The 23118-nt window shown below is 53.4% G+C and carries 23 protein-coding genes; 14 read left to right on the top strand and 9 right to left on the bottom strand.

What is annotated here, in order from left to right; genetic code table 11:
• Positions 1 to 58: 58 nt before the first annotated feature.
• Positions 59 to 922 (top strand): amidohydrolase family protein, encoded by an 864-nt coding sequence (locus K3T83_RS40910; RefSeq protein ID WP_220208911.1) that lies wholly within the window; start codon positions 59 to 61, stop codon positions 920 to 922.
• 38 nt (positions 923 to 960) lie between these two features.
• Here the strand turns inward: K3T83_RS40910 and K3T83_RS40905 are convergent, their stop codons facing one another.
• Together K3T83_RS40905 and K3T83_RS40900 are read right to left on the bottom strand one after the other, a co-directional pair.
• On the bottom strand, positions 961 to 1698 hold the full coding sequence (locus K3T83_RS40905; RefSeq protein ID WP_220208910.1) for an alpha/beta fold hydrolase: 738 nt from the start codon (positions 1696 to 1698) through the stop codon (positions 961 to 963).
• A gap of 20 nt (positions 1699 to 1718) precedes the next feature.
• Complete coding sequence (locus K3T83_RS40900) at positions 1719 to 2741, bottom strand: phosphotransferase family protein (protein ID WP_220208909.1); 1023 nt, start codon at positions 2739 to 2741, stop codon at positions 1719 to 1721.
• Between the two features lie 475 nt (positions 2742 to 3216).
• Here K3T83_RS40900 and K3T83_RS40895 point away from each other — a divergent pair, with 475 nt between their 5' ends.
• Positions 3217 to 3585 carry a YybH family protein gene (locus tag K3T83_RS40895; protein ID WP_220208908.1) on the top strand — a complete coding sequence of 123 codons (369 nt, stop codon included), beginning with the start codon at positions 3217 to 3219 and terminating at the stop codon, positions 3583 to 3585.
• Between the two features lie 60 nt (positions 3586 to 3645).
• Positions 3646 to 5040: a mercuric reductase gene (locus K3T83_RS40890; protein WP_220208907.1), complete on the top strand. Its 1395-nt coding sequence runs from the start codon at positions 3646 to 3648 to the stop codon at positions 5038 to 5040.
• 1 nt (position 5041) lies between these two features.
• Here K3T83_RS40890 and K3T83_RS40885 read toward each other — a convergent pair whose 3' ends face one another.
• Positions 5042 to 5668 carry a TetR/AcrR family transcriptional regulator gene (locus tag K3T83_RS40885; protein WP_220208906.1) on the bottom strand — a complete coding sequence of 209 codons (627 nt, stop codon included), beginning with the start codon at positions 5666 to 5668 and terminating at the stop codon, positions 5042 to 5044.
• A gap of 188 nt (positions 5669 to 5856) precedes the next feature.
• Here K3T83_RS40885 and K3T83_RS40880 point away from each other — a divergent pair, with 188 nt between their 5' ends.
• Positions 5857 to 6597, top strand: a complete 741-nt coding sequence (locus tag K3T83_RS40880; protein ID WP_220208905.1) for an SDR family oxidoreductase — start codon at positions 5857 to 5859, stop codon at positions 6595 to 6597.
• A 189-nt stretch (positions 6598 to 6786) separates the two neighbouring features.
• Complete coding sequence (locus tag K3T83_RS40875) at positions 6787 to 8013, top strand: cytochrome P450 family protein (protein ID WP_220208904.1); 1227 nt, start codon at positions 6787 to 6789, stop codon at positions 8011 to 8013.
• Between the two features lie 4 nt (positions 8014 to 8017).
• Here K3T83_RS40875 and K3T83_RS40870 read toward each other — a convergent pair whose 3' ends face one another.
• Together K3T83_RS40870 and K3T83_RS40865 are read right to left on the bottom strand one after the other, a co-directional pair.
• On the bottom strand, positions 8018 to 8476 hold the full coding sequence (locus K3T83_RS40870; protein WP_220208903.1) for an SRPBCC family protein: 459 nt from the start codon (positions 8474 to 8476) through the stop codon (positions 8018 to 8020).
• A gap of 89 nt (positions 8477 to 8565) precedes the next feature.
• Entirely contained in the window at positions 8566 to 9096 is a 531-nt protein-coding gene (locus tag K3T83_RS40865; protein ID WP_220208902.1) for a DUF1349 domain-containing protein, read from the bottom strand.
• A 431-nt stretch (positions 9097 to 9527) separates the two neighbouring features.
• Between K3T83_RS40865 and K3T83_RS40860 the strand changes: the two genes are divergently transcribed.
• Both K3T83_RS40860 and K3T83_RS40855 read left to right on the top strand, forming a co-directional pair.
• The gene (locus K3T83_RS40860) at positions 9528 to 10664 is read left to right on the top strand and encodes a serine/threonine-protein kinase (RefSeq protein WP_220208901.1); all 1137 of its coding nucleotides are present in this window, start codon (positions 9528 to 9530) and stop codon (positions 10662 to 10664) included.
• 44 nt (positions 10665 to 10708) lie between these two features.
• Positions 10709 to 11701, top strand: coding sequence for a hypothetical protein (locus K3T83_RS40855; protein ID WP_220208900.1), 993 nt, complete (start codon positions 10709 to 10711; stop codon positions 11699 to 11701).
• 419 nt (positions 11702 to 12120) lie between these two features.
• On the opposite strand, the gene K3T83_RS40850 is transcribed toward K3T83_RS40855, so the two are convergent.
• The gene (locus K3T83_RS40850; protein WP_220208899.1) at positions 12121 to 13017 is read right to left on the bottom strand and encodes a hypothetical protein; all 897 of its coding nucleotides are present in this window, start codon (positions 13015 to 13017) and stop codon (positions 12121 to 12123) included.
• 36 nt (positions 13018 to 13053) lie between these two features.
• Between K3T83_RS40850 and K3T83_RS40845 the strand changes: the two genes are divergently transcribed.
• Both K3T83_RS40845 and K3T83_RS40840 read left to right on the top strand, forming a co-directional pair.
• On the top strand, positions 13054 to 13383 hold the full coding sequence (locus K3T83_RS40845; protein ID WP_220208898.1) for a hypothetical protein: 330 nt from the start codon (positions 13054 to 13056) through the stop codon (positions 13381 to 13383).
• Positions 13384 to 13404: 21 nt separating this feature from the next.
• The gene (locus tag K3T83_RS40840; RefSeq protein ID WP_220208897.1) at positions 13405 to 13791 is read left to right on the top strand and encodes a hypothetical protein; all 387 of its coding nucleotides are present in this window, start codon (positions 13405 to 13407) and stop codon (positions 13789 to 13791) included.
• A 121-nt stretch (positions 13792 to 13912) separates the two neighbouring features.
• Here the strand turns inward: K3T83_RS40840 and K3T83_RS40835 are convergent, their stop codons facing one another.
• Entirely contained in the window at positions 13913 to 16300 is a 2388-nt protein-coding gene (locus K3T83_RS40835; protein ID WP_220208896.1) for an ABC transporter transmembrane domain-containing protein, read from the bottom strand.
• A 544-nt stretch (positions 16301 to 16844) separates the two neighbouring features.
• On the opposite strand from K3T83_RS40835, the gene K3T83_RS40830 reads away from it, so the two are divergent.
• A complete protein-coding gene (locus K3T83_RS40830; RefSeq protein WP_220208895.1) occupies positions 16845 to 16991 on the top strand; it encodes a hypothetical protein in 147 nt (48 codons plus the stop codon).
• A gap of 11 nt (positions 16992 to 17002) precedes the next feature.
• Here the strand turns inward: K3T83_RS40830 and K3T83_RS40825 are convergent, their stop codons facing one another.
• Together K3T83_RS40825 and add are read right to left on the bottom strand one after the other, a co-directional pair.
• The gene (locus K3T83_RS40825; protein WP_220208894.1) at positions 17003 to 18271 is read right to left on the bottom strand and encodes a hypothetical protein; all 1269 of its coding nucleotides are present in this window, start codon (positions 18269 to 18271) and stop codon (positions 17003 to 17005) included.
• 448 nt (positions 18272 to 18719) lie between these two features.
• On the bottom strand, positions 18720 to 19784 hold the full coding sequence (gene add, locus K3T83_RS40820; RefSeq protein WP_220208893.1) for an adenosine deaminase: 1065 nt from the start codon (positions 19782 to 19784) through the stop codon (positions 18720 to 18722).
• A gap of 174 nt (positions 19785 to 19958) precedes the next feature.
• Here add and K3T83_RS40815 point away from each other — a divergent pair, with 174 nt between their 5' ends.
• From K3T83_RS40815 to K3T83_RS40800, 4 genes are all read left to right on the top strand, one after another.
• Positions 19959 to 20273, top strand: a complete 315-nt coding sequence (locus tag K3T83_RS40815) for a putative quinol monooxygenase (protein ID WP_220208892.1) — start codon at positions 19959 to 19961, stop codon at positions 20271 to 20273.
• Positions 20274 to 20713: 440 nt separating this feature from the next.
• Complete coding sequence (locus K3T83_RS40810) at positions 20714 to 21478, top strand: alpha/beta hydrolase (RefSeq protein WP_220208891.1); 765 nt, start codon at positions 20714 to 20716, stop codon at positions 21476 to 21478.
• 484 nt (positions 21479 to 21962) lie between these two features.
• Positions 21963 to 22262 carry a hypothetical protein gene (locus K3T83_RS40805; RefSeq protein ID WP_220208890.1) on the top strand — a complete coding sequence of 100 codons (300 nt, stop codon included), beginning with the start codon at positions 21963 to 21965 and terminating at the stop codon, positions 22260 to 22262.
• Positions 22259 to 23104, top strand: a complete 846-nt coding sequence (locus tag K3T83_RS40800) for a helix-turn-helix domain-containing protein (protein WP_220208889.1) — start codon at positions 22259 to 22261, stop codon at positions 23102 to 23104. The genes K3T83_RS40805 and K3T83_RS40800 overlap by 4 nt, the downstream gene beginning before the upstream one ends.
• Positions 23105 to 23118 lie beyond the last annotated feature (14 nt).

Here is a 23118-nt window from a genome sequence, read left to right as displayed (position 1 = left end):
TGATGCAAGCTGTAGTATTCATATTTGGCTGCATCGTGGAGAGAAAGGATCAAGAGCAATGCCAGATTTCCCCATTATTGATGCACACGTTCACCTCTGGAACCCCACTCGTTTTCGGATGCCCTGGCTGGATGACAACAAGCTTTTGAATAAGCCGTATGAACTGGCAGAGTATCGCCAGCATACGCAGGGAGTTGATATCGAAGGCATCGTCTATCTCGAAGTCGATATGGCACCCGCCTACGGGTTGCTCGAAGCGCAATGGGTGGCGAACCTGGCACAAAAAGACCCACTTGTGCAGGGAATCGTTGCCTGGGGGCCGGTCGAGGACGGCGATTGTTTCCGCACTTATCTCGATGCGCTTGTCGCGACCGGTCCCCTCGTCAAGGGCGTGCGTCGCATCCTGCAATCGGAGGCTGACGCCAATTATTGTCTGCGCCCTGGCTTTGTGCGCGGGATTCAACTTTTATCTGAATATGGCCTCTCCTTCGATATCTGTATTTATCAACATCAACTCGCCGGCGTTATTCAACTGGTGGAACAATGCCCGAACGTCAACTTTATGCTCGACCATATTGCTAAGCCGGTTATTGTCGGACAGAATCTTGATCCCTGGCGCGAGGAGATGCAGGCGCTGGCGGCATTCCCCAACGTCATGTGCAAAGTGAGTGGCATGGTCACAGAGGCCGATCTCGATAACTGGACAATGAACGACCTTGCACCATATTTAGAACATGTGCTGACAGTTTTTGGCGAAGATCGCGTGGCCTTTGGTGGAGATTGGCCCGTCGTCCTGAACGCTTCAAGTTATCTGCGCTGGGTCCAGACGCTCGACACCCTCACCGCTCACCTTTCGGACGAGGCCAAACACAAGCTCTGGGCAGAGAACGCACGCCGCTTCTACCGCCTGCAACAGCATTAAAACGAGCGAACCACCTGAAGAGTTCATGGGGGCAACGTTTATGCTTTACCAACCCTTGTGCAAAAGTCATGCAAAGCCTGGGCAAACGCGGTTGGAGCTTCGACCATAGGGGTATGGCCGGTATCCAGCAGGCGAAGTTCGGCATGTGGCAGACGTTCGGCCAGTAACTCGGCATGGGCAATCGGTCGCGCCTGATCGTAGCGCCCATGCACAACCATAGCTGGCATCGTCAGTGTTGGCAGCACATCGACAAGATTCAGCGCTACCTGGCTGGTCAGGACTTGCAGCGCGGCCTCGGGTGGCACGCTGGTTGCGTAGGCGATCATGCGTTCGATCAAGGCGGCGTCGGGCTGGTGATGGAAGCTGCGGCGCAACAACTGCTGAAAAAAGGCCAATCCTGGCCCCTGCTCGATAATTTTAATGAAGCGCTCTATGTCGCCGTGCCCCTGCGTGTTCGCGCCTGTATCGACAAGCAAGAGGCCGCTAACCAGCGTAGGATCGGCGAGCGCCGCAGCCAGCGCGATAGGACCGCCGGTTGAGTGACCGGCGATCAAAGCGGGGCCGAGGTGACGTTCGCGCAACAGAGCCGCCACGCGCCTCCCCAGCGTCGGAATATCCCAGGGGCCGGGCGAGGTCATCCACGAAACCGACACGACCTGTAGATCTGGGAACGCCTTTTCATCGATATAATCGAAGACTTCAGGAGAGCAGTAGGTGCCAGGAATGCATAATAGAACTGTTTTTCCCGCAACAGGCTCCCGCGTTAGTTGCAGCATAAGAATTATCCCCCTAAATACTAGATAATATCCCGCAATATAGCAATAATCTCTCGCAGCTTCTCATAAGTACGTAATACGATCTCGTCACGCCCCTGAAGATGAAGTTCCAGACGTGCCCCGGCAAAGTTGCTTGCGCGATAGATCTGCTCACGGAACAGCGCTCCGTTGCTGCGCTCTGGCTGCCCATAGCCCTGCCAGAAGCACTGAGCACCCTCGATCTCATTGCGCGTTTTGCCCTCTGTTGCCATAATATGCAGACGAAACATTGTCCAATCGGCCATCGGATCGCCCCAGGAGCCACCATCCGCATCCAGAACGGCGGTAATGTGTGGATTGCCCTGATCCAGCTTCACCAGGACGTTGACGGTCCACAGATCGCCATGAAGCAAGCGCGGCTGTCGGATTTCGTCGAGCAGAGCGCTATGCGTTTGCGCCATCTCTCGTACCAATTTTACATCGCTTGCATCAACCAGTGCAGCTTCGAGTTGCTGAATACTATCAGTTAGCCCTTTGATAACCTTTGTACTCCAATGCGTGGAAAGGGTGCCAACGGACGAACCGAACATCTCTCCCTGAACACTGTGAATCGTCTTCGCAACCTGACCCAGTTGTATCCACAAAGCTGCATTCTCTTCTGGCGTGAGCGACTCCGCGATATTAGACCAGCGCGTCCCTTCCATGAAGGTCTGAAACATATAATCCCGGTTGATGATCTGGTGGGTAAAATCCGCGCAGAGTGTTTTTGGGACAAGGGCGGCTATGGGTGCAAGAAAAGGCTGAAAGTAATGCTCGTTGCGCATCAATCCTGGGTCGCGTCCCGGACAAGGTTTGTCCGGGGCGGGCGAGACGCGGAGAATGACCCGCTGAGTGTCCACAAAGGTAATCACATAGGTATTATTGCACTCTCCTCCATCAAGCTCCTGCACTCCCTCAATCACTTTCCCCACTCCAAAGGCTCGCTCGCTCATGGCTCGAATCTGCTCAATAGCAATCGGTTGCTGATGAGAACTGGCATCTCTTTCAATCGTTGTATACTTCAATACGCGCTCTACTCCTTTTTAATTTAATATACCATATTTTAGCACATTTCTATTTATCTTTATTCCGATATCACTATTTGCACAAATCGAGCAGATCTTTTTTCTTGAGTGAACCATCCCCAGCCTGTTCTGTCAATTGCATCCTTTCCAGCGCCTGGGCGGACGAGCACTGAGAGGGCAAGGCTTTCCAATTCTCCCATCTAGCGGGAGTGCAGAGGGCGGCAGCCCTTTGCCGGGGTGCAAGGTGTCCCCGCAAAAAACCTTTTTTCTTCTCTTTTGCGCGCCGCCTGCGGCGGCGCGCGAAGGAGGGAAGGAAACTGGGGACACCCCAGACCCCGGCAGGGAGACCCTGCACCCCTTTGAGCGGAGAACTGGAAAGCCCTGACTGAGAGGGCAAACAAACTTGTAAGAAAGAAGCAAGAAGCGTATACTTCTCTCGGTATTACTTCTAAAAACCCTATTGAAGAGGAAACAGATGACACCTGAAGCATTTCTGCACAAGTATGAACAGCGAACCAATACCCACCGCTTTGAGGATGCTGCCCCACTGATTGCAGACAAGGCGGTCTACTGGTTCAATGATGGATCTTTTCAGGGAAAAGATGCGATCAAGCAAGCATTTGAGAAAACATGGGCATTTATCCAGGATGAGCACTATGCCATAGAGAATGTACAGTGGCTCGTGGAAGATCAGCAGAGCGCTGTTTGCGTTTACCTTTTCCGTTGGCAAGGAAAAGTAGAGGGGCAACTTATGCAGGGAATGGGGCGAGGAACAAGTGTCTTAAAAAAGGTCGATAGCCAGTGGAAGGTCATTCATGAGCATCTGAGTTCATTTCCCGAGTAATCTTTATGGTGTTACAAATACTGTTGAGCGAACGTACTGGCTATACAGGAGGAAACATATATGTCACAAGTTACAACCTATGATGCAATCGTCGTCGGCTCCGGGCAAGGTGGTGGACCACTCTCGTCCGCGCTGGCACAGTCCGGCTTGAAAACGGCCATTATTGAGCGCGAACACGTAGGGGGAACATGCATAAATGAGGGCTGTACCCCAACGAAAACGATGGTGGCAAGCGGTCGCGTGGCCTATCTCGCACGACGAGCGGCAGATTATGGCGTCGAAATCGGCCCTATTTCTATCGATATGACAGTGGTGCGCAAACGTAAGCGCGATATCGTCGAGAGCTTTCGCGGCGGCAGCGAACGACGCTTGAAAGAGACGAAAAACCTGGATCTGTTGATGGGCGATGCGCGTTTTGTGGACACGAAGACGCTGGAAGTGAAGATGAACGATGGCAGCGTTCGCCAGTTGACCGCCGAGAAAATCTTCCTCAACGTCGGCGAGCGCCCATCACAATTGACAATCCCGGGTAGCGACACGATCCCCGTCCTCAACTCAACCACAATCATGGAGTTGGATAGCGTACCCGAGCACCTGATCGTCATCGGCGGAGGCTATATTGGCCTGGAATTCGGGCAGATGTTCCGCCGCTTCGGAAGCCAGGTTACGATCATTCAGCGCCGGGCACATCTGTTAGCACGCGAAGACGATGATGTCGCCGACGAGGTGGCAAATATCCTGCAGCAAGATGGCGTGGAAATCTTGCTGGAAACCAATCCAAAGAGCGTAGAGAAGACAGCTGATGGTCATATTCAGTTGACGGTCGAGACCAAACAGGGGGAGCGCACTATTACCGGCTCGCATCTGCTGGCAGCAGCCGGACGCACGCCCAATACAAACGGTCTGGGCCTGGAAGCAACGGGAATCCAGACCACGCAAAGAGGCTACATTCCCTGCAACGATCAGCTTGAGACCAGCGTTCCCGGCATCTATGTGCTGGGTGATGTCAAAGGCGGTCCGGCCTTTACGCATATCTCATATGACGATTTTCGCATTCTACGCACCAACCTGTTGCAAGGCGGCAATACCAGCATCCATGATCGTATCGTCCCATATACGGCCTATATCGATCCGCAGTTGGGGCGCGTTGGCCTGAGCGAGACGGAGGCGCGGGCACAGAAACGAGCCATCAAAGTGGCGAAAATGCCCATGTCATATGTTGCCCGTGCCCTGGAAACCGACGAGACGCGCGGCTTCATGAAAGCGGTGGTTGATGCCGAGAATGGGCAGATTCTAGGCGCTGCCGTCCTGGGTATCGAAGGAGGCGAGATCATGTCAATACTTGAGGTAGCGATGATGGGCAAACTGCCTTACACGGCCCTGCGCGATGCCGTCTTTGCTCATCCAACGCTGGCCGAGTCGCTGAACAACCTCTTCAGCACGCTCGACTCATAACTCACCGCCCGATACCACGATAGAGCGATTGGATGCTCATAAGCACCATTTGCTCTATTTTCTCTGGTTCATCGACATAGGGATGCATCTGATTTTCGATAATCAACATCGCTACCCCATGTAGCAGCGACCAGAGAACGCCGGCCAGCCCGCCAACTTCTCCCTGAATAATATTCCCCTGCTGCTGACCGCGCATAATTACCTCGGCATACTGTCTGAAAACTAGCTTTGAGGCTTCGTACAAACCAGGATAGGCCTCGCGCTCAACCGTCAGGCCGCTGAACATCTCGCGCATCAACCAGGGATTATCGATCGCGAAATGGATATAGGCTAACGCAATCGCCAGCAATTGGGCGAAAATATCGTCGTCCGGTTCCTCGGCACGGGCCGACTTGATGCTCTCTGCCAGCCGATAATAGCCCTCCTCGTTAATGGCGGCAATCAATGCCTGTTTATCCGCAAAATGGCGATAAGGCGCGGCATGGCTCACCCCCGCCTTACGCGCGACTTTCCGCAGTTCAAGCGCTGCCGCTCCACCCTCTGAAAGCAGTTCCAGCCCCGCCCGAATCAAGGCGTTGCGCAAATCGCCGTGATGATACGAACGCTGCTGCTCCTCACGATTCCTCATGCATCCTCCCAATTCGATGTTGACAACAGAAACAATGTTGACAACAGAAACATTCTTTTGTATAATGTTTACATCGTAATCATACAGCAGCTCACCGAGGGTTGCAATGGCACAGAGGAACGACAACTGAGTTCATGTCTTTCTCTCATATCGAGAAAGTCATCAGTTCATCACGACGAAAGGATTTCATGATGACAGAAACAAAGAAGATTGCATTGGTGACGGGAGCAAATAAGGGGATTGGCTTCGAGATTGCGCGACAGCTAGGGCAACAGGGCATCATTGTGCTGCTTGGTGCGCGCGATCAGGGGCGCAGAGAGGCAGCTATTCAGCAATTGCAGACAGAGGGCAGCGAGGTGGTCGGCGTCGCGCTCGATGTCACCAGCCAGACAAGCATCAATGCGGCGGCTGCGCTCATCGACACAACATATGGACGGCTGGATATTCTGGTGAACAATGCGGCTATTTCGTTGCCAGCAGGCCGGGCCATAGCTGGAGAACTGGATATCGACGTATTGCGTGCCACCTACGAAACCAACGTCTTTGGCCCCTTCGCAGTTACAAAGGCCATGCTTCCCCTCTTGAAGCGATCTGAAGCGGGGCGGATCGTCAATATGTCAACTCAACTTGGCTCATTAAGCATGCTGAGCGACCCGGATTCGTTCGTAGCGAAAGCGCCGCCCGTACCAGCATACAACTCATCCAAAACGGCTCTCAATGCTCTTACGGTTGCCTTTGCCAGCGAGCTACACACTACCGCAATCAAGATCAACTCGGTCAGCCCCGGCTTTTGCGCAACAGATCTGAACGGCCATCGAGGTTTCATGACGGCAGCAGAAGGGGCGAAAGCGGTGTTGCCATTTGCACTGCTGCCTGCGGACGGGCCAAGCGGCGGCTTCTTTGGCAGCGGCGACACTGTTCCCTGGTGATCTGCTCCAACGTATCCCTGAGTGTCTCAGAACTTGCAAGTTTTGAGACACTTTTCGCCCCTTGTCTTACGTAAGACACATTTCGTTGATTGCACCTTGTTCCTCATAAGCGGCACAGCTACACTTTTCTCTAGCGGATAAAACTCGCAATTACGAATTAACGATCAATAGGAAGAGGTGCAATAAGATATGCAACAAATATCATTTAACGATTTGTTATCACAAAATAGCAAAAGTCACCCGTATGCATTCTACACAAAGTTGCGGGAACAGGGACCGCTCACTTTTATTGATGACTTTGGAGGCATGGGACGCGCCTGGCTTGTGACGAGCTATGAAGATGCCGTCGCTATTCTCAAAGATCCACGCTTTGTGAAGGACAGAAGCAATGTGTTCTCAAGCACAGCCAGGCAGGAAATACCGCCCGAGGAGATGACGTGGGAGAACATGACCGTCTGGAGACGCGACCTGCTCAGCGTCGATCCACCTGACCATACGCGTCTGCGCTCGCTGGTCTCCAAAGCCTTCACGCCGCGCATCCTCGAACAGTGGCGGCCACGCATCCAGCAGCTTACAGACGAACTGCTGGATGCCGTGCAAGAGCGGGGCGAGATGGATCTCATCAACGATTTTGCCTTTCCGCTCCCCATCAACGTGATTTCAGATATCCTGGGCATTCCATTGCAGGATCGCCTGCAATTTCGTACCTGGACGCAAAAGATCTTTAACGCGCCCGAAAATTCAGAACAGCAGGCGGCCAAAAATGCTGCGGTGGTGGCATTTCTCAGCTATGTGCGTGGGCTGCTGACCAAGAAACGGAGCCATCCGAGCGATGATCTCACGAGTGCCCTCGTCCAGGCCAGGGAAGACAAAGATGCACTGAGCGAAGCCGAACTCTTCTCAACGATCTGGCTGCTCATCAATGCGGGACACGAAACAACCGTGAATCTGATTGGCAATGGGACGCTAGCACTGTTGCAACACCCCGATCAGATGCATCTGCTACAACAGCATCCCGAATTGCTCTCATCGGCGGTCGAAGAACTATTGCGCTATACCTCGCCGGTCAGCATTACTTCGCCTCGCTGGGCGCGCGAAGATGTTTCCCTGCACGGTGAGGTAATACCCACAGGTGACATGATATTCATCTCGCTTATCGCAGCGAACGCCGATCCACAACAATTCACCGACCCGGAGGTGCTGGACCTGACGCGCCAGGTCAACAAACAACTTGCCTTTGGCAGAGGTATGCATGCCTGCCTGGGCGCGCCACTGGCCCGGATGGAGGGACAGATCGCATTCAGCACGCTGCTCCGACGCATGCCACGTCTGCAACTGGCCTGCGATCCCGAACAACTGGTCTGGAACCGCCATTTCACGCTACGTGGCATCAAAGCGCTGCCCGTGACGTTCTAGCGGATCAAAACGGCGGTTGCAGTTGCTCGTTCAGGTGCGCGAGGATGGCAGGCCACGCCAACTCGTGCCCATCCCGCGATTCCTGATCAATAAAGCCTGCATGAGTGAGCCGCAAACGCGTTCCAGTTCCCACTGGCTCCAGCTCGACAGTCACGACCGTTTCGGCCCCCTTCGTACCTGTTGGCCCGGTCAGCCATGTCATTTCGACGAGCCGGTCGGGTTGCAGCTTGAGAAAGCGCCCATAATGGGGGTAACGGTTCCCCTCGTGCTGAACCTCCCAGAAGAAGGGCACGTTGATCTCTGGTTTCATCAGCAGCGTTCCAGGCGTGGCAAACCAGCGATCAAACTGCTCCGTCCATAAACGATAGAGAACGGCGGGAGCGGCATCCATCATATGTTCAACGCTAAAACGAAACTGATTCGCTGAAAGATCTGGAGGGCAAATAGCCTCTACATTACTCATAGATATCTCCTTCGATCAGATATTTAGCCGTTTTACCATCATAACAGGTTGATGGAGAGAAAACTTCTCGAATCTTGCGCACCCTATGACTATAAGATGAAATCAGCAAAAGTGACGGAGAAGCCGGGACCGAGAGGAGACGCGCACATCAAACCGACCTGCACGGCGGGCACAGGCGGGAAATAGGCCTGTCTGAGCAATTGATAGCGCTCGCCATCGAGGGAATAGGAGACCTCGACCGTGATATTTTCGCGCTTCACACGCAGCCAGAACGCAGCCGGATTGTCCAGGAGCGCCACCACAGACCAATCCGAATAATCGCGCGTCACAACAGCGCTGGCATGCTGAACGCCATCAATCAACTCGATGCCGCATTTAAGCCAGTTCTTCTCATCGATACGCACCATCAGCCCAGCCTGATCATACAGCGTTGCATACTGGCCGCTAAATCTGGCCTGCGCCAGAAAGTCACCCTCACGCGATTGATAATAAAAATGCCCGTTATCGTTCACCGCGCCCGAGTGAGTGAGCCGCCAGAAGTCCGTCTGTGCTCCCACCTGCACCGTCAGGCTCTCATCCTGAACCTGCCATTGTGGAGGCCGATTGTACCAGTTCATCATGTGTGTTTCCTCTCTACAATATATGTTGTGATCTCGCATCTTTATTATATCCCCCACCAATTCGTAGTTGCGCGATTGATCGCGCTCTGCCCGCTTCCCTCTATCTTGAGGAACACCCGCGATAATGATTTTTAACAACCAAAATCGGAAATTCCTCTCTTTCGTAGTGTGGTGAAGCCGGGCAAGGACCAGCCATCGCCCCTACCATATACGATCCCACCCCAGAGGATGTTCTGGATGCCCCAACGAATGAAGCTCGACTACGAAAGAGGGGAGGCCGCTGGTTTAAATTTTCAAACAGCTTTAGCACGCGCGCTTCACGAGAGCGAGGCAATAAAAAATGATACAGGAAAAACCTTGACAATACGCGCCGGTGTATGTTATAAATGACTTTAGATAGTGTCAAATATACACTATCTGAGAGGATGAGAATGAGTAGCGCTGAACTCGATCATTTGAGCACTTTGCTCAGCAAGGCGCGCATCCCCGAAGAGATCTTCGGCTCCCTGACGGGAACGCGGGCGGAGATGCTTGACGCGGCACGCAAAACGTTTCGACAGTTGGCAAAGGTAGCTCACCCTGATGTGTATCAGGGAACGGCAGATTTTGAGCGGGCAGGCATACTCTTCAAGCAACTGACAAAGCTCTGGGAGCAGGCTCAGCTTAGAATCGAACAGGGGATCTATGGTAAGGCGGGAATAAAGGAGACCTTCATCCCTTTTATGATACGCACCGGCACTCGTCACTATAGTATAGAGCACCTGCTCACGCATGGAGATCTCTGCACGCTGTATACAGGCTGCTTCACGCAGGCGGGCAGGCAAATCAGGGGGTTGCTCAAGATTCCTATGAAGCCAGGCGATAACGATCTGATGGCCAATGAAGCGCGTATCCTCAACCATTTGCGGGCAAGCGAGGGCTACGAGAAGCTGCGCCATTTTGTCCCGCAGCTTGTTGACAGCTTCTCGTATCTCGAACAAGAGAGTGGCGTGGTTCGCAACATCAACGTCTTCAAGCATATTGATGGGCTATATTCGCTCAAAGAGGTGCGAGAAGCCTATCCAGAGGGGATCGATCCGAAAGATATGGCGTGGATCTGGCGGCGCGTGTTGATTGCGCTCAACTTCGCTCATAGCAATCATGTCATTCATGGTGCAGTCCTGCCAATCCACATCATGATCCATCCAGAGCAGCACGGCCTCGTTCTGATCGACTGGTCGTATGCGGTGCTGCGGCCTGTGGAGACGGGCGAGCGAATCAGCGCGATCAGCAGCGCCTATCGAGACTGGTATCCAGCGGAAGTGTTTGCCCACGAGGAGCCGACACCGGGCCTGGATATTGCAATGGCGGCTAGATGTATGCTCGACCTGTTAGGAGGTGATCCACACAAACGGACGTTGTCAGCAGCTCTCCCCTGGCAATTGCAAAGCTACTTTAAAGGATGTACATTGCCGAATCCTCGCCAACGGCCACAGGATGCCTATTCCTTACTGCAAGATTTTGATACGCTCATCGAACGGCTCTGGGGTCCAAAAAAATTCCATGTATTCACTATGCCCAAACGTTAATTCATCGGTGAAAAAGTTTTAAGCATAAAGAAAGGAAATTTCATATGGGTGGTTCAAGCTGGTCAACAGATGCATATGAAGAGGCAGCTCGTTTACGAAAAAAGGCAGGAAAAAGCGATTTTGCCTATGATAGGGCAGTGCGATCGAGCAGAAAGTGGGAGATTCATCCCACGCTCAATCCAAAGGGCGTGAAGTTCCGCGAGAGCCGCGATAGCGACGCGCACCCACACTCCAACGCCATAGCCGTCTTCTTCGACGAAACCGGCTCGATGGGCGGTATCCCTCGCGTCTTCCAGCGCAAACTGGCGGAGTTGATGAACATTTTGCTGGTGAAGGGGTATATTCAAGACCCACAAATCCTATTCGGAGCATTCGGCGATGCCACCTGTGATCGTGTTCCGCTCCAGGTTGGGCAATTTGAGAGTGGCGTTGAGATGGACGAGCATTTGCGCAACTTCATCCTTGAGGGCGGTGGCGGCGGCACCAACCACGAATCCTACGAGCTGGCCCTTTACTTCCTGGCGCGCCACACCTCCATCGACTGCTGGGAGAAGCGAGGCCGCAAGGGGTACGCATTCCTGATCGGCGACGAAAAAGCCTATGCCGCCGTCAACAAGCAGCAGGTCGAAAATCTGATTGGCGATCCGTTGGGAGAAAACATTGCATTGAGGCAAATCATCGCCGAGGTACAGCGCCGCTATCATTTCTTCTTCATCTTCCCGCGTAACGCCAGTCACGGCAGCGACGAAGAGATTCAAAATTTCTGGCTCGATCTGCTTGGTCAGAACGTCATCTTTCTCGACGACGAGAACGCGGTCAGCGAGACCATCGCATTGACTATCGGGCTAACGGAAGATGCGATCAATCTGGCCGAGGGCGAGAAAGATCTGAGCGACGCCGGGGCCAGTGCCGGTGCCATCAAAGCTGCTGCAAAAGCGCTTGGGGGCTACGCCAGCAGCAAAAGTGCCGTTGCCACGATAGGTGAGGCGCTCCCCAATCTCGATACTGATGGGCCATCGGGAACCGAACGGTTGTAACAGGCGATTGCAACAACTGAGGCTGCGGGCGCATAATTGGTGCATCCGGCAAATGCGCCGGGGAGAGAGAAGGTTCCTCCCACCCGTAGCGACAAGGGGTGGTGTGGAGGGGCTGCGGGGGCCTTGCGCTTGTCGCCGTTGGGTCGCTGGGATCGGGAAACAGACAAACGTTGTTGCGAGAGCGACAAGCGCAAGGCCCCACCAAGACCCCACAACCCCCATTGTCGCTACGGGTATCCCGACATCCTTTGCGCCCAGAGCCATTTCCCCTTCATTTGCCGGATGCACCAATGATGAAAATTAACGAAATAACCCGATAATGTTGCATGGGTTTCGTGATAATTTGTGCAGACATTGAGGGCAAAGCAACGCCCTGGTCTCGATGCGGAGCCAGGGCTGCATTATACTGGCAGAGCTACTTACCAGTGCTCGACGTACTGATGCAACGATACAATGCGCGACTCGCCAGGCCAGAGTGCTTCCATGATATCATAGGCGGTCATGGCCTCATTAAAGCGCTGCTCACTTCGTAATGCAATCGCGCTTTGCATGCCAGTTGTCCAGAGCTTGATAGAGCGCTCTATATCTTTCTTAGGGAGTTTCAGAGATGCCAGCGTTTCGTAGTTGATGACTTCACATCGTATCCTTTCAGATGAAAGGTCAGTCTTAGGCAGAAGCGTTTCGGGGTCAATGATCTGTGAATACGCAGCGAACGCCTCAGAGTACCTCCCTGCATGGTAGTGAGCCATCCCCGTTTCCAGCATGAGACCAGAAAAATTAAAGTCTATACTGTCATCATTTCCGCCTTGAGCATAGGCTTTATGCGCCTCCCTGAGTGCGACTAAGGCATCGTCATAATGACCATTCAGCGCTTGATACTCTGCCACTCCTGTATAAAGACGACAGTGTACCAGAGGAGATACTGTCACTTTTGTTTTCTTGAGCATACTTTGACCTTCTAGCACTCGCTCAAGCGCTGGACGCCGTTGCTTATCACAGGCATAAATCCATGCCAATCGCTTAAGGATACCCAACTGCAAAGCGATACTCCTGCTTTCTTTGCCATACATTGCTGCCTGCTCCATATAGATCACCGCGCGCTTTGGACCTTCTTTGTGCATAGAGAGGGTCGCTTTGAGAAAGAGGCATTGTGCAACCTGCCTGGCCGCCTCTTTGCGATGCTCCGATGATTCTTTGACAATCTCCATGAGCGTTGGCAGATAAGCGGAAAGCGACGAAAAGGCAATGGCAATATCTTCTGCCGACCCTCTTCCTAGCTGCTCGCATGCGGTAATACCCGCTGCACATTTGATCAAAATATCTTCCAGGTAGCGAGACGATGAGGATCAAGTATGACAGATAATCCAGGCGAGGGAGTACACATTCTCGCACAAATCGAAGCGGAACAGAATGCGCCGTTTCCAACACGTTTTCCCCGACCGCTCATCGTCAAACCCAGGCTCATCGATGTCCTCAATCGACACCATATCAACACGATCTTCCTTGCCCGCTCTGCTCGTCTCCCAATAGTAACGGTGCGCGCGATGGCGCTGCAAGGCAAGCCTGTGCAGCCAGTGGTCGCCATGCAAGTCCTCTACGGACTCCGGGTACTCACTGGTCAACGCTATCTGCTAACAGATGTCGATATTTCCGTACTTCCATACAACGAAACGTCAGAGTGAATAATGGAGAGGTGGGTGAATATGGAAAGATTTGAAGCCGTGAAATGGCTCCAAAAGACATTGGAAGGGGAGGGAAATGCCGCCCTCCTCTTTGACCAACTGCAAGAGGCATGGCAAACGCTGGACATGCTCAGCGAATATCTGTTGCCGGAGACCGTGATCTCGCTGCTTCTGGCACAGTATATGCCCGGCAAGGACAAAGAGCCAACCATGCGCCTCGATCTCGGGCTACGTGAGTTCTTTGCCCTCAAAGCTGCGGTGGCCTGCTACGAGACGCTGCTGCGCAGAAGCGATACGGGCGACGAGGAGAAACTGGCGTTGTGTGTAGTAGAACGGCTCCATCAACGCCTGTTCGCTGCCACCGTTCACCAGCCGCAAGAGGGAGCGAAAGCCGCCCTATCGCGATAACGAAAATTTCCTTTCAAAAGCGGTAAGGTATTTCGTAGTTTCCCGATTTATCGGGAGGGTGCGCACCCAGCCAGGGGGAAAGTGACTCCCCTCCCGATAAATCGCTCCACCACGAAATGCCTTAAACTGGCTCGAATTGCAGGACGGCGGAAGGTGCAAGGTAGATGCGATCACCGCGTTGCAGGATGTGCTGATCGACGCGTTGCCCCTGGTAGACCAGTCCGTTGAGGCTCTCGGCATCCTCGATCAGCCAACCATGCTCCATCGCATCCCAGCGCACCTTTGCATGCAGGCGAGAGACGCGCTGCGAGGGAACATGGACATCGTTGGCCGGGAGACGCCCAATCGTAAGCACTGGCTTATCAAGCGGCTTCTGACCCACAACCTTACCATCCACCTCGATCAACAGGCGACCAGATGGGCTACCACCACCGTTCGCAACAGCTACGCGCTGACCATTGCCAGCGACCGCAACCTCCGGTCGTGCGGCAAGCGACGAGATTGGAGCGGGAGGCGGCTGCATCCCCAACCCTTGAGAGCGCACACCAAGCATGCGCTGAAGCTCGCCCTTTGGCACAATCATCGATTCGCCAGAGTAATCCACATTATATCGATTTTGCTCTTTTAGCAGGCCAGCGAAGATGCCGTTGCGCGCCTTCAAATCCTGATAATTGCCCTGCTCGGCAATAACGCCATCTTTGAGCACGATAATTTCATCGACTTTGCCAAGCGTGCTGAGGCGGTGCGAGATCATCAATACTGTACGTCCAACGACCAGCTTATCGATGACCCGTAGCACCTCCGCCTCGGCCTCCACATCGAGCGCGGCGGTCGGCTCGTCGAGAACAAGAATGGGCGAGTCGCACAGGATGGCGCGGGCAATGGCGAGGCGCTGACGCTGACCGCCGGAGAAGTTCTTGCCACGTTCGCGCACGGCTGTATCGTAACCATCAGGCAGGCTCATGATCGTCTCGTGAATCTGCGCCTGACGAGCCGCCTCAAAGACCTGTTCCATCGTTGCATCTGGTCGCCCGATCTTAATGTTATCCAGGATCGTACCTTCGAAAAGCACCGATTCCTGCAATACCTGCGTCACATTACGCCTCAGCACATCGAGGGGGATAATGCGATTGTCGATGCCATCTATCTTCACAGCCCCTTGCTGCGTCTCATAGAAGCGCGGGATCAGCTTCACCAGCGTCGTCTTGCCGCCACCGGAGAGGCCGACCAGCGCAACCTTTTTGCCAGCGGGAATATGCAAATCAATGCCTTTGAGGACGGGGCGCTCGGCAGTATAGCCAAAGATCACTTGCTCAAAACGAATGTCGCCCTGGAAGCGCTGCGGGCCATGATAGGGGGCCACGCTCTCTGTCACCTCGGGAGCTTGATCGAGTACTTCTTGCATACGCTCGGCACCAGCGGCGGCAGCGGTGGCAACGTTCGTCAGCTTGGAGAGATCCTTCATAGGCTGATAGAGCTGCTTCAACAGCGAAAGGAACAGCACCAGCGTCCCGGCTGTGACGGGAGGGTTCGCCTGGATATTGACGATGGGAAACGTTCCGGTGGCTAGAGCGAAACAGCCCTCGCCCAGAATGACAGCCGTTCCTATCGTAATCAACAGGTTAACCACCGGAGTAAACTGCGCTTGCAATCCACCAGCTTCCAGACCGGCCTGACGGCTCTTGCCCACATAGCGGTTAAAGCGCAAGGCCTCACGGTCTTCCAGCGAGAAAGCCTTGAGGACGGTGATCGCTCCCACGTCTTCCGTAGCAACGTCGGCAACCTGTCCAACCGATTTCGACGCCCGTTTCGCAGCTGCTTTGATCGCTCGTGTATACGTAAAGATAATGAAGAAGAGAGCGGGAACCATTACGATTGAGATGACCGTGAGCTGCACCTGCGCGGCAAGCATCAGCACAATCGCATTTAAAACGGTGAAGACGCTGCCCAATAGATCGACCAGACCATCAGTAATCAACTTCTCGACGCTGGCGATATCGCCGGTAACGCGCTGCACCAGATCGCCCTTTTTCTGCTTGCCATGCCAGTCCAGAGAGAGACGCTGCAAGTGGTCGAAGAGCTTCTGACGCAAGCGGGCCGTCAAATGCTGAGCGATATAGGATGCCAGAAATTGTTGTGCATAGGTAAAAACTGAATCGAGCAGCCCCAGCACCACCAAAGTTATCAGCAGAAATGTAATTGTCGTAAAAATGGCGTGCGATTGCCCGGCGGCAACCGGCTTAAACAAATTTAAGATAATAGTGTAGATCCCACCTGGATCAGTATGAGGGGGAGTTGCTTTATCGATAATAAACTTCGTCACAAAAGCAACCTGCCCGGCCACAATTACCTCTAGAATGGTTGCGGCAAACGCGCCCACCACCAGGAGGCGATAGCCTTTGAGATTGCCATACAGGAAACGGGCAAGGAAAACCATTTCTCTCTGCACCTCTTTCTCGCCAGACAGATGACATGCTCCGATCACCTGTTCTCTTTGTGCATACAACACCTTCCAATCCACCGGGATAGGGGCTTCGGGCCAGACGATCCCCTTGTACCAGGCAACTGAGGTGAGTAAATTTACGCTGTTATTATGTCATATTGTTCAATCTCTTGCACACAACGTATGAGATTGATAAGCCATAAATTTGCCAGATGCTTGACTATATTTTATTGCTTGTAATTATCCGCTTTTTATTCGGGAGTAATATACTAACGATGAGCTGCAAAATTATTAGTCCACGGAAATTCCTGGTACCACAAGCTGGTCGTACACAGGCAAACCACACTCAGGGCAAACTCGATCTATCCCCCAAAAGTACCTGACATTCTCGATATCCTGAAGAAGCAAGCGCTGCTACCATAAGTTGATAAGCAGGAAAATATTTGAACATCTCTGAAAATTTAACCCGGCGCTTCCTCCTGTCGTAGTCGAGCGATTTATCGCGGGGAGCTTGCCATGTGGCAAGCTCCCCGCGATAAATCGCTCGACTACGACAGGAGAGAGTTACCAGTTAAATTGTTACAGCTCATGAAGGAAAGGCGAGGAATCGATGCGATATTATTTGTATAGACCTGACAGGCTCGACAAAATCGCGCATAAAAAGCCATCGCTACAGCCAGCGGCCAATTTCTGGATTGTTCTCTTAATGACGATGCTGCTGCTCTTTGCGATTGCTCTGCTCAATCGTGGCTTCTAGTGTTATTTGCATTATTTATTGTCCTGCGAAGAAATGGCGGGGAGGTGCAGGGTGCGCCGCCTCTTTCTCTGCACAGGATAGCGTAGCCAGAGGGAGGCATGTTCCGGCTGCATCGTCTCCTCGACCACACTTACCAGCCGTTCGCTCAACTGTTCCAGATTGACCTCATTACCCAGTGTCGCGCTGAACGAGGTTAGCGTCCGGGCAGCATCATATTTGCGACGATAAAAACGGTGATCGATGACCTTTTGAATACGGCGGCGCAAGGGCTGGAACAGCGCCAGGATCACGAGCGTTGAGGCCACAATGATCAGATCGTTCCCGGCGATAAGGCGACCCAGCGCGATTTGCAGCACAACAACGACTCCAACATAGGCCACTGCCAGCGCCGCCGTCAGTGTGCTATAGATCAGCGTGCGATGAATAATCAGGTCGATATCCCACAACCGCGCGGAGAAGATGGCGATCCCGATTGCGGGCGGAATGATGAGCATGGAGCAGGTCACAATCAGCACTTCACCGGCCACGATCAGCATGCAATTGGGCCAGAGCGGGAGCAGAATCAATTGCGAAAGCACGCGACCCCCAATATTGCCCATAACCGCTAGCACCGTTCCGAACACGACCCATTTCATCTGCTGCCGCTGGTGTGGCGTGGCCGCAAAGATATAACGGTAGATCTGCATCCACATGGCGCTGGCGATAAACGTGAGAAAGAGGATAAAGCCGGGAATGCTGGGAGAGAGGAACGGTGCCGGAACAAACGTCTGCGCCAGCCAGAAGACAAAGAGCAGCACAACCAACCAGCGCATCCAGGGTGCCAGCAAGCGACCATCTGGGAAGACGTAGGCGCACACGATCATGCTCACGTTGCCCAGCAACACCAGCGCCACCGGAATCCACATCCAGTCAGGCGGCAAACCCTGCAATGTCGTTCGCGCATAGCCAAAAGGAAACAGGATCAGCGCAAACGAGGCCAGGAGCGCCATCCGATCGCGAGGTTTGCGCCAGAACAGCAAAACGGCCACCAGAGCATAGCTGAGGTGAAAGAGTAGATCGGCGGCGACCATACAGATGGCGTAGGTATCGAGCGAGAGTCCCCATTCCCGCAACACCTGCATATCCCAGGCGCTCAAGCGGCCCGTAAACGTGTGCTGATTGGCAGGCTGCACCTCATGCAACGCGGCGAAATAGGATGGGATCAGCGCGAGATAAAGCCCCGATGTCGATAAGGCTACTAGCAACCAGCCCAGGCGCGCGAAAGGCCACCAGAGCGCCATCTCTCTACAATTTTTTGTGTTCAACGACCACCAACCATGCTAACATAAAATGAAATAACCCCTATTTCGTAGTAGCGACAAGGGGTGGCGTGGAGGGGTGGCGGGGGCCTTGCGCTTGTCGCTCTCCCTTTGCGCCCACCCTCGTACCCAACGACGACAAGCGCAAGGCCCCCACCAAGACCCTCAACCACCCCTTGTCGCTACGAGCCGTTGGGTCACGCTGGAACTGGAAACAGACAAACGTTGTTGCGAGAGCGACAAGCGCAAGGCCCCCACCAAGACCCTCAACCACCCCTTGTCGCTACGAGTAACCCAACATCTTCTGCTCTCACAGTCGTTCTCCCCTTCACTTGCTGGATGCTCTAATTATGGGCGCTATTACGAAATGGGGAGATCACTTATTACAATTCACAATGAACTCCCCCTGCTTGCTAGCATAACATATCTGTTATGAGTGCAACAAATCAGTGCGCAATCGGGCCATCTCTACGCGGAAAGAAGTCTCCATAGTTATTTTTTGCTCTGGTGGCAGGAAGCTATGGCGTACACCGTTGAGCAGGATCTCATCAATTTCGTTGAGATCGAGATGCAGCGGCTCGTAGAGGGCATTGACGTTCTGATTGAGGGTTGCGTCAAAGAGTGGGGGATCGTCCGAATTGACGGTCAAAGGAACGCCAGCTCGATACAGGGGCAGGAAAGGGTGCTCGGCCAGGTTGGGATAGATGCCCAGGCAAGTATTGCTGAGGGGACAGGTCTCTAATGGCACCTGATGCGAGGCCAGATGCAAGACCAGATCGGCATCTTCAATTGAACGCACACCATGACCGATGCGTTCGGCATGCAGCGCGCGCAGAGCACCCCAGACGCTGGCCGGTCCATCGCCCTCTCCGGCGTGGGGAACGCTATGCAATCCTGCCGTGAGCGCCTTCTCAAACCAGGGCGCGAACTGCTCTGGCGGATATCCCTGTTCAAAGCCACCGAGACCCAGCGAGATCACGCCCTCGTTCATGCATTCGATTGCCACCGCCGTTGTAAACTCCGCTCGCTTCCTCCGATCCGCTTCGTCCGGGATATCGCGTACAATATCGAACACCCAGCGTATTTCAACGCCGAAGTCCTGTTTTGCACGTTCGCGTCCCTTTTGCAAGCCGCTGAAATAGACATCGTGTGGAATACCCATCGTGTAGCGATGGGTGCTGGCGGAAAACGTCACTTCTGCGTAACGTACGTTCTGGCGCGCCATCTCCGCGCCAAATTCGTAGACAACCAGTTCGTAATCCTCAGCCGTGCGCAAACCAGCGAAAATGGCAGCGTAAATCTCGATGAAATGCCGAAAATCGCGGAAACGGAACCACTCACGCATCTCCTCCACCGTCGAGGCAGGCAGCGTCACGCCATTGCGCCGAGCCAGCGTTAACAGTGTGGCGGGTTGGATCGATCCCTCCAGATGTACATGTAGTTCGGCCTTCGGCACGGCCTCCAAATATCGTTCGATTGCCTGAATATTCTCCATACATATTCCTTTTGCTATTAGTAACCACTTGATAGGTTATTAGTATAACTCAAGCGGAATCCCTCTGACAAGTCCTTTTGCTATGATCCAGGATGTAGACAAGATCGTAATTTTCCCGGAAAGCTCCTCTCATTTGCAACACAGGTACAGACATATTATGCGGAAAGGACAGTTATGATGTATGGAACGGTTGCACATATGAAGTTGAAGCCTGGTATGGAAGAACAGGTTATACAAACAATGAAGTCTTTTGAGGCACAGCACGTACCGGGCTTCATTACCACTTACTGTTATCGTATGGACACCGACGCGCATGATTACTATGTCGCAGTGGTCTTTGCGAGCAAAGAGACCTATTGGGCCAACGCAAAAAGTCCCGAACAGGATGCACGCTATAAACAACTACGTTCGCTGCTCACCGATGATCCCGAATGGCACGATGGCGAGATTGCCTATGTCGCACGGGGAGCAGCCGTCGGCAACGTTTGAGCGTGTTCATGAGAGAGTGAGCGGGCGACCGGCAAGGGTCGCACTATACCATAGACGGGTCGTGCGGTCGCCCAGGGCTTTTCAGTTCTCCGCTCAAAGGGGGGCAGGGGTCTCCCTGCCGGGGTCTGGGGTGTCCCCAGTTTCCTTCCCTCCTTCGCGCGCCGCCTGCGGCGGCGCGCAAAAGAGAAGAAAAAAGGTTTTTGCGGGGACACCCCGCACCCTGGCAAAGGGCTACCGCCCTCTGCACTCCTGCTAGATGGGAGATTTGGAAAGCCCTGTGCGGTCGCCCCAGATGCTTGTCAAAGGCTCGGCCTTTGTGTATACTTGGACAGGTATAATTTCAGTATATATTGAGAACACGAAACTCGGATACAGGTAAGTACAACAAAACATGATGTTGTTTTACAGACACAACGCGTATCACTATTGGAAGGTGCATAATGAAAATCCCACGCCTCTTACTCCTGGTATTTCCGTTGCTCATACTGGCAGCATGCGGTTCGGACGTGACGACGCAAAGCACGAAGGTTGCTCCCCCCACACCAACCATCATCCCGGTTCCAACAACGCCTAATGTACCAGCTCGTTCTGTGTCATTCACTACTGAGGACCATGTGAAGCTTGCCGGAGAACTCTATGGACAGGGCAAAACAATGGTGATCTGCTCGCATATGAGAGGAACGAGCCTGGCAATCTGGCGAGATAGCGGCATCCCTCAACGTCTGGCAGCGCTGGGCTATCAGGTGTTGCTTTACGATTTTCGCGGGTATGGCGGTTCAGACGGAGAGGAGGATACCACAGTACTAGACGTTGATTTGAATGCTGCGGTAAACTTCGCGCACCGGCAAGGCGCGACAAAATACGTGCTGATGGGCGCGAGCATGGGGGGAACGGCCTCCCTCAACGTCGCCGTAAAGGGAGAAGCCTCTGCCTTGATTTCACTCTCGGCCCCACAAGCCCTCGGGGTGAATGTCACTGATGCGGACCTGAAAACGATGCAGGTTCCCAAGCTTTTTATCGCCAGTGAGGATGATGAACCGTACGTCACGGATGCCCAACATATGTATAATATAGCATCTCAACCAAAGGAGATCGCCCTCTATCCGGGTACAGCTCACGGAACCGAGATTTTCGGTGGCGACAATGGCGATGCTCCCGCACAACGTATCCTGCACTTCCTTAAACAATACGCGCCAGCCAGCTAGTGACGCAATTTATCGCGCATTTGCGAATATACCTACAAATGCGCGATAAAAGATATCTCCACAAAAGCCCAACTGATCAATTTCCTCGTTCCTCGACGCAACACGTTTTTATCAGGGTCAATTCTTTCAGCTTATCCGGCTATACTCGCAGAAAGATCAACAATATGTTGAGCGCCCCTCGCTGGCGACAACAGGGCTTTCCAGTTCTCCGCTCAAAGGGGTGCAGGGGTCTCCCTGCCGGGGTCTGGGGGGTCCCCAGTTTCCTTCCCTCCTTCGCGCGCCGCAGGCGGCGCGCAAAAGAGAAGGAAAAAGTTTTTTGCGGGGACACCCCGCACCCCGGCAAAGGGCTGCCGCCCTCTGTACTCCTGCTAGATGGGAGAATTGGAAAGCCCTGCTGGCGACAAGACCATTGTTGCGTTCTTCGCTTTTTCATGGAATACTGATACCCTTTTGATATGGGGTCAGGAGAAAGGAATACAACATAATGTATGCAATTATGCGACAAATAACGTTCAAGCCAGATGTGATGGAAGAAGCTGCTCGCAGAACAGAAGAGTTTTTCTTACCCTTCCTTAGCAATGAGCCAGGATTTATCGAGTTCTATTCCGTGCAGGTCGGAGAGCAGGCGGCGTTGAGCATCAGCATTTTTGCAACGAAAGAACAGGCGGAGGAGGGAAATCGCCGCGCGCTTGAATGGGCCAGGGAACAACTCTTCCCACTGGCTGAGGCACCGGCGCAGATCGTTGGTATGGGCGAGGTGCTCCTGCACCAGAAAAATGCTTGACAAATGTTCTAAAATATGTTACCATTTCTTCACATATGGGTGAGGAATTTACACAGATCTGGAAGGCACTGGCAGATCCTAGCCGCCGTGCAATACTGGACCTGCTCAAGGAGCGACCTCGTACCACTGGCGAGATCAGTAGCGAGATTAGCTCCTTGTTCCAGGTCTCGCGCTTCGCCGTGATGAAGCATCTTACGGTATTAGAGCAAGCAGACCTGATCGTAGTCAGGCGCGCAGGGCGCGAACGCTGGAACTACCTCAACGCCATCCCTCTCCAATCCATCTACGAACGTTGGTTAAAACCCTACGAGGCCCAATGGGCGGCTTCTATGTTACGGATGAAACATTTTGTCGAGACTTCTGGTGAAAGGAAGGACATAATGACTGAGCAAATCGCAGCCAAACCCCGATTCGATTTCATGCAGATCGAGATGGAAGTAACAATCCAGGCTGGCCCAGAGCGCGTTTTCCAGGCAATCACCCACGATATCGCCTCATGGTGGGATGAAACCTGCACCTACAAACGAGGAAAAATGATCCTTGAACCCGAAGTTGGCAAGCGCTTCTACGAAGATTGCGGCAATGGAGAAGGTTCGCTCTTTGGCATCGTCACACTGATCGAGCAGAACAAGCTACTCGAAATAGACGGCCATATGGGAATGGAGCAACCCGTACAGGGGTTTGTCCGCTACGAACTGGTTCCTCTGGGCGAGGCAACGTTGCTCAAATTCACCCATCGCGCCTCCGGCAAATTGCGCGCTGGCATTCAGGAAACCTACACGCAAGACTGGACCGACATGATTAAGCGACGCTTACCCGAATTTATAGAGCAGAGTAAGTAATATTACCCCTCTAG

The organism is Reticulibacter mediterranei (assembly GCF_016587455.1).
The sequence above is the reverse complement of the archived record's forward strand: the minus strand, read 5'-3'. Positions and strand labels throughout refer to the sequence as shown.

What these genes read in the sequence shown, in the direction of transcription:
- K3T83_RS40870 (WP_220208903.1), bottom strand. Translation starts at nt 8,476, where the DNA reads ATGAGTAATGTAGAGGCTATTTGCCCTCCAGATCTTTCAGCGAATCAG.
- K3T83_RS40840 (WP_220208897.1), top strand. Translation starts at nt 13,405, where the DNA reads ATGGAAAGATTTGAAGCCGTGAAATGGCTCCAAAAGACATTGGAAGGG.
- K3T83_RS40825 (WP_220208894.1), bottom strand. Translation starts at nt 18,271, where the DNA reads ATGGCGCTCTGGTGGCCTTTCGCGCGCCTGGGCTGGTTGCTAGTAGCC.
- K3T83_RS40855 (WP_220208900.1), top strand. Translation starts at nt 10,709, where the DNA reads ATGGGTGGTTCAAGCTGGTCAACAGATGCATATGAAGAGGCAGCTCGT.
- K3T83_RS40895 (WP_220208908.1), top strand. Translation starts at nt 3,217, where the DNA reads ATGACACCTGAAGCATTTCTGCACAAGTATGAACAGCGAACCAATACC.
- K3T83_RS40905 (WP_220208910.1), bottom strand. Translation starts at nt 1,698, where the DNA reads ATGCTGCAACTAACGCGGGAGCCTGTTGCGGGAAAAACAGTTCTATTA.
- K3T83_RS40880 (WP_220208905.1), top strand. Translation starts at nt 5,857, where the DNA reads ATGATGACAGAAACAAAGAAGATTGCATTGGTGACGGGAGCAAATAAG.
- K3T83_RS40875 (WP_220208904.1), top strand. Translation starts at nt 6,787, where the DNA reads ATGCAACAAATATCATTTAACGATTTGTTATCACAAAATAGCAAAAGT.
- K3T83_RS40910 (WP_220208911.1), top strand. Translation starts at nt 59, where the DNA reads ATGCCAGATTTCCCCATTATTGATGCACACGTTCACCTCTGGAACCCC.
- K3T83_RS40815 (WP_220208892.1), top strand. Translation starts at nt 19,959, where the DNA reads ATGATGTATGGAACGGTTGCACATATGAAGTTGAAGCCTGGTATGGAA.
- K3T83_RS40810 (WP_220208891.1), top strand. Translation starts at nt 20,714, where the DNA reads ATGAAAATCCCACGCCTCTTACTCCTGGTATTTCCGTTGCTCATACTG.
- K3T83_RS40865 (WP_220208902.1), bottom strand. Translation starts at nt 9,096, where the DNA reads ATGATGAACTGGTACAATCGGCCTCCACAATGGCAGGTTCAGGATGAG.
- K3T83_RS40890 (WP_220208907.1), top strand. Translation starts at nt 3,646, where the DNA reads ATGTCACAAGTTACAACCTATGATGCAATCGTCGTCGGCTCCGGGCAA.
- K3T83_RS40805 (WP_220208890.1), top strand. Translation starts at nt 21,963, where the DNA reads ATGTATGCAATTATGCGACAAATAACGTTCAAGCCAGATGTGATGGAA.
- K3T83_RS40830 (WP_220208895.1), top strand. Translation starts at nt 16,845, where the DNA reads ATGCGATATTATTTGTATAGACCTGACAGGCTCGACAAAATCGCGCAT.
- add (WP_220208893.1), bottom strand. Translation starts at nt 19,784, where the DNA reads ATGGAGAATATTCAGGCAATCGAACGATATTTGGAGGCCGTGCCGAAG.
- K3T83_RS40860 (WP_220208901.1), top strand. Translation starts at nt 9,528, where the DNA reads ATGAGTAGCGCTGAACTCGATCATTTGAGCACTTTGCTCAGCAAGGCG.
- K3T83_RS40845 (WP_220208898.1), top strand. Translation starts at nt 13,054, where the DNA reads ATGACAGATAATCCAGGCGAGGGAGTACACATTCTCGCACAAATCGAA.
- K3T83_RS40885 (WP_220208906.1), bottom strand. Translation starts at nt 5,668, where the DNA reads ATGAGGAATCGTGAGGAGCAGCAGCGTTCGTATCATCACGGCGATTTG.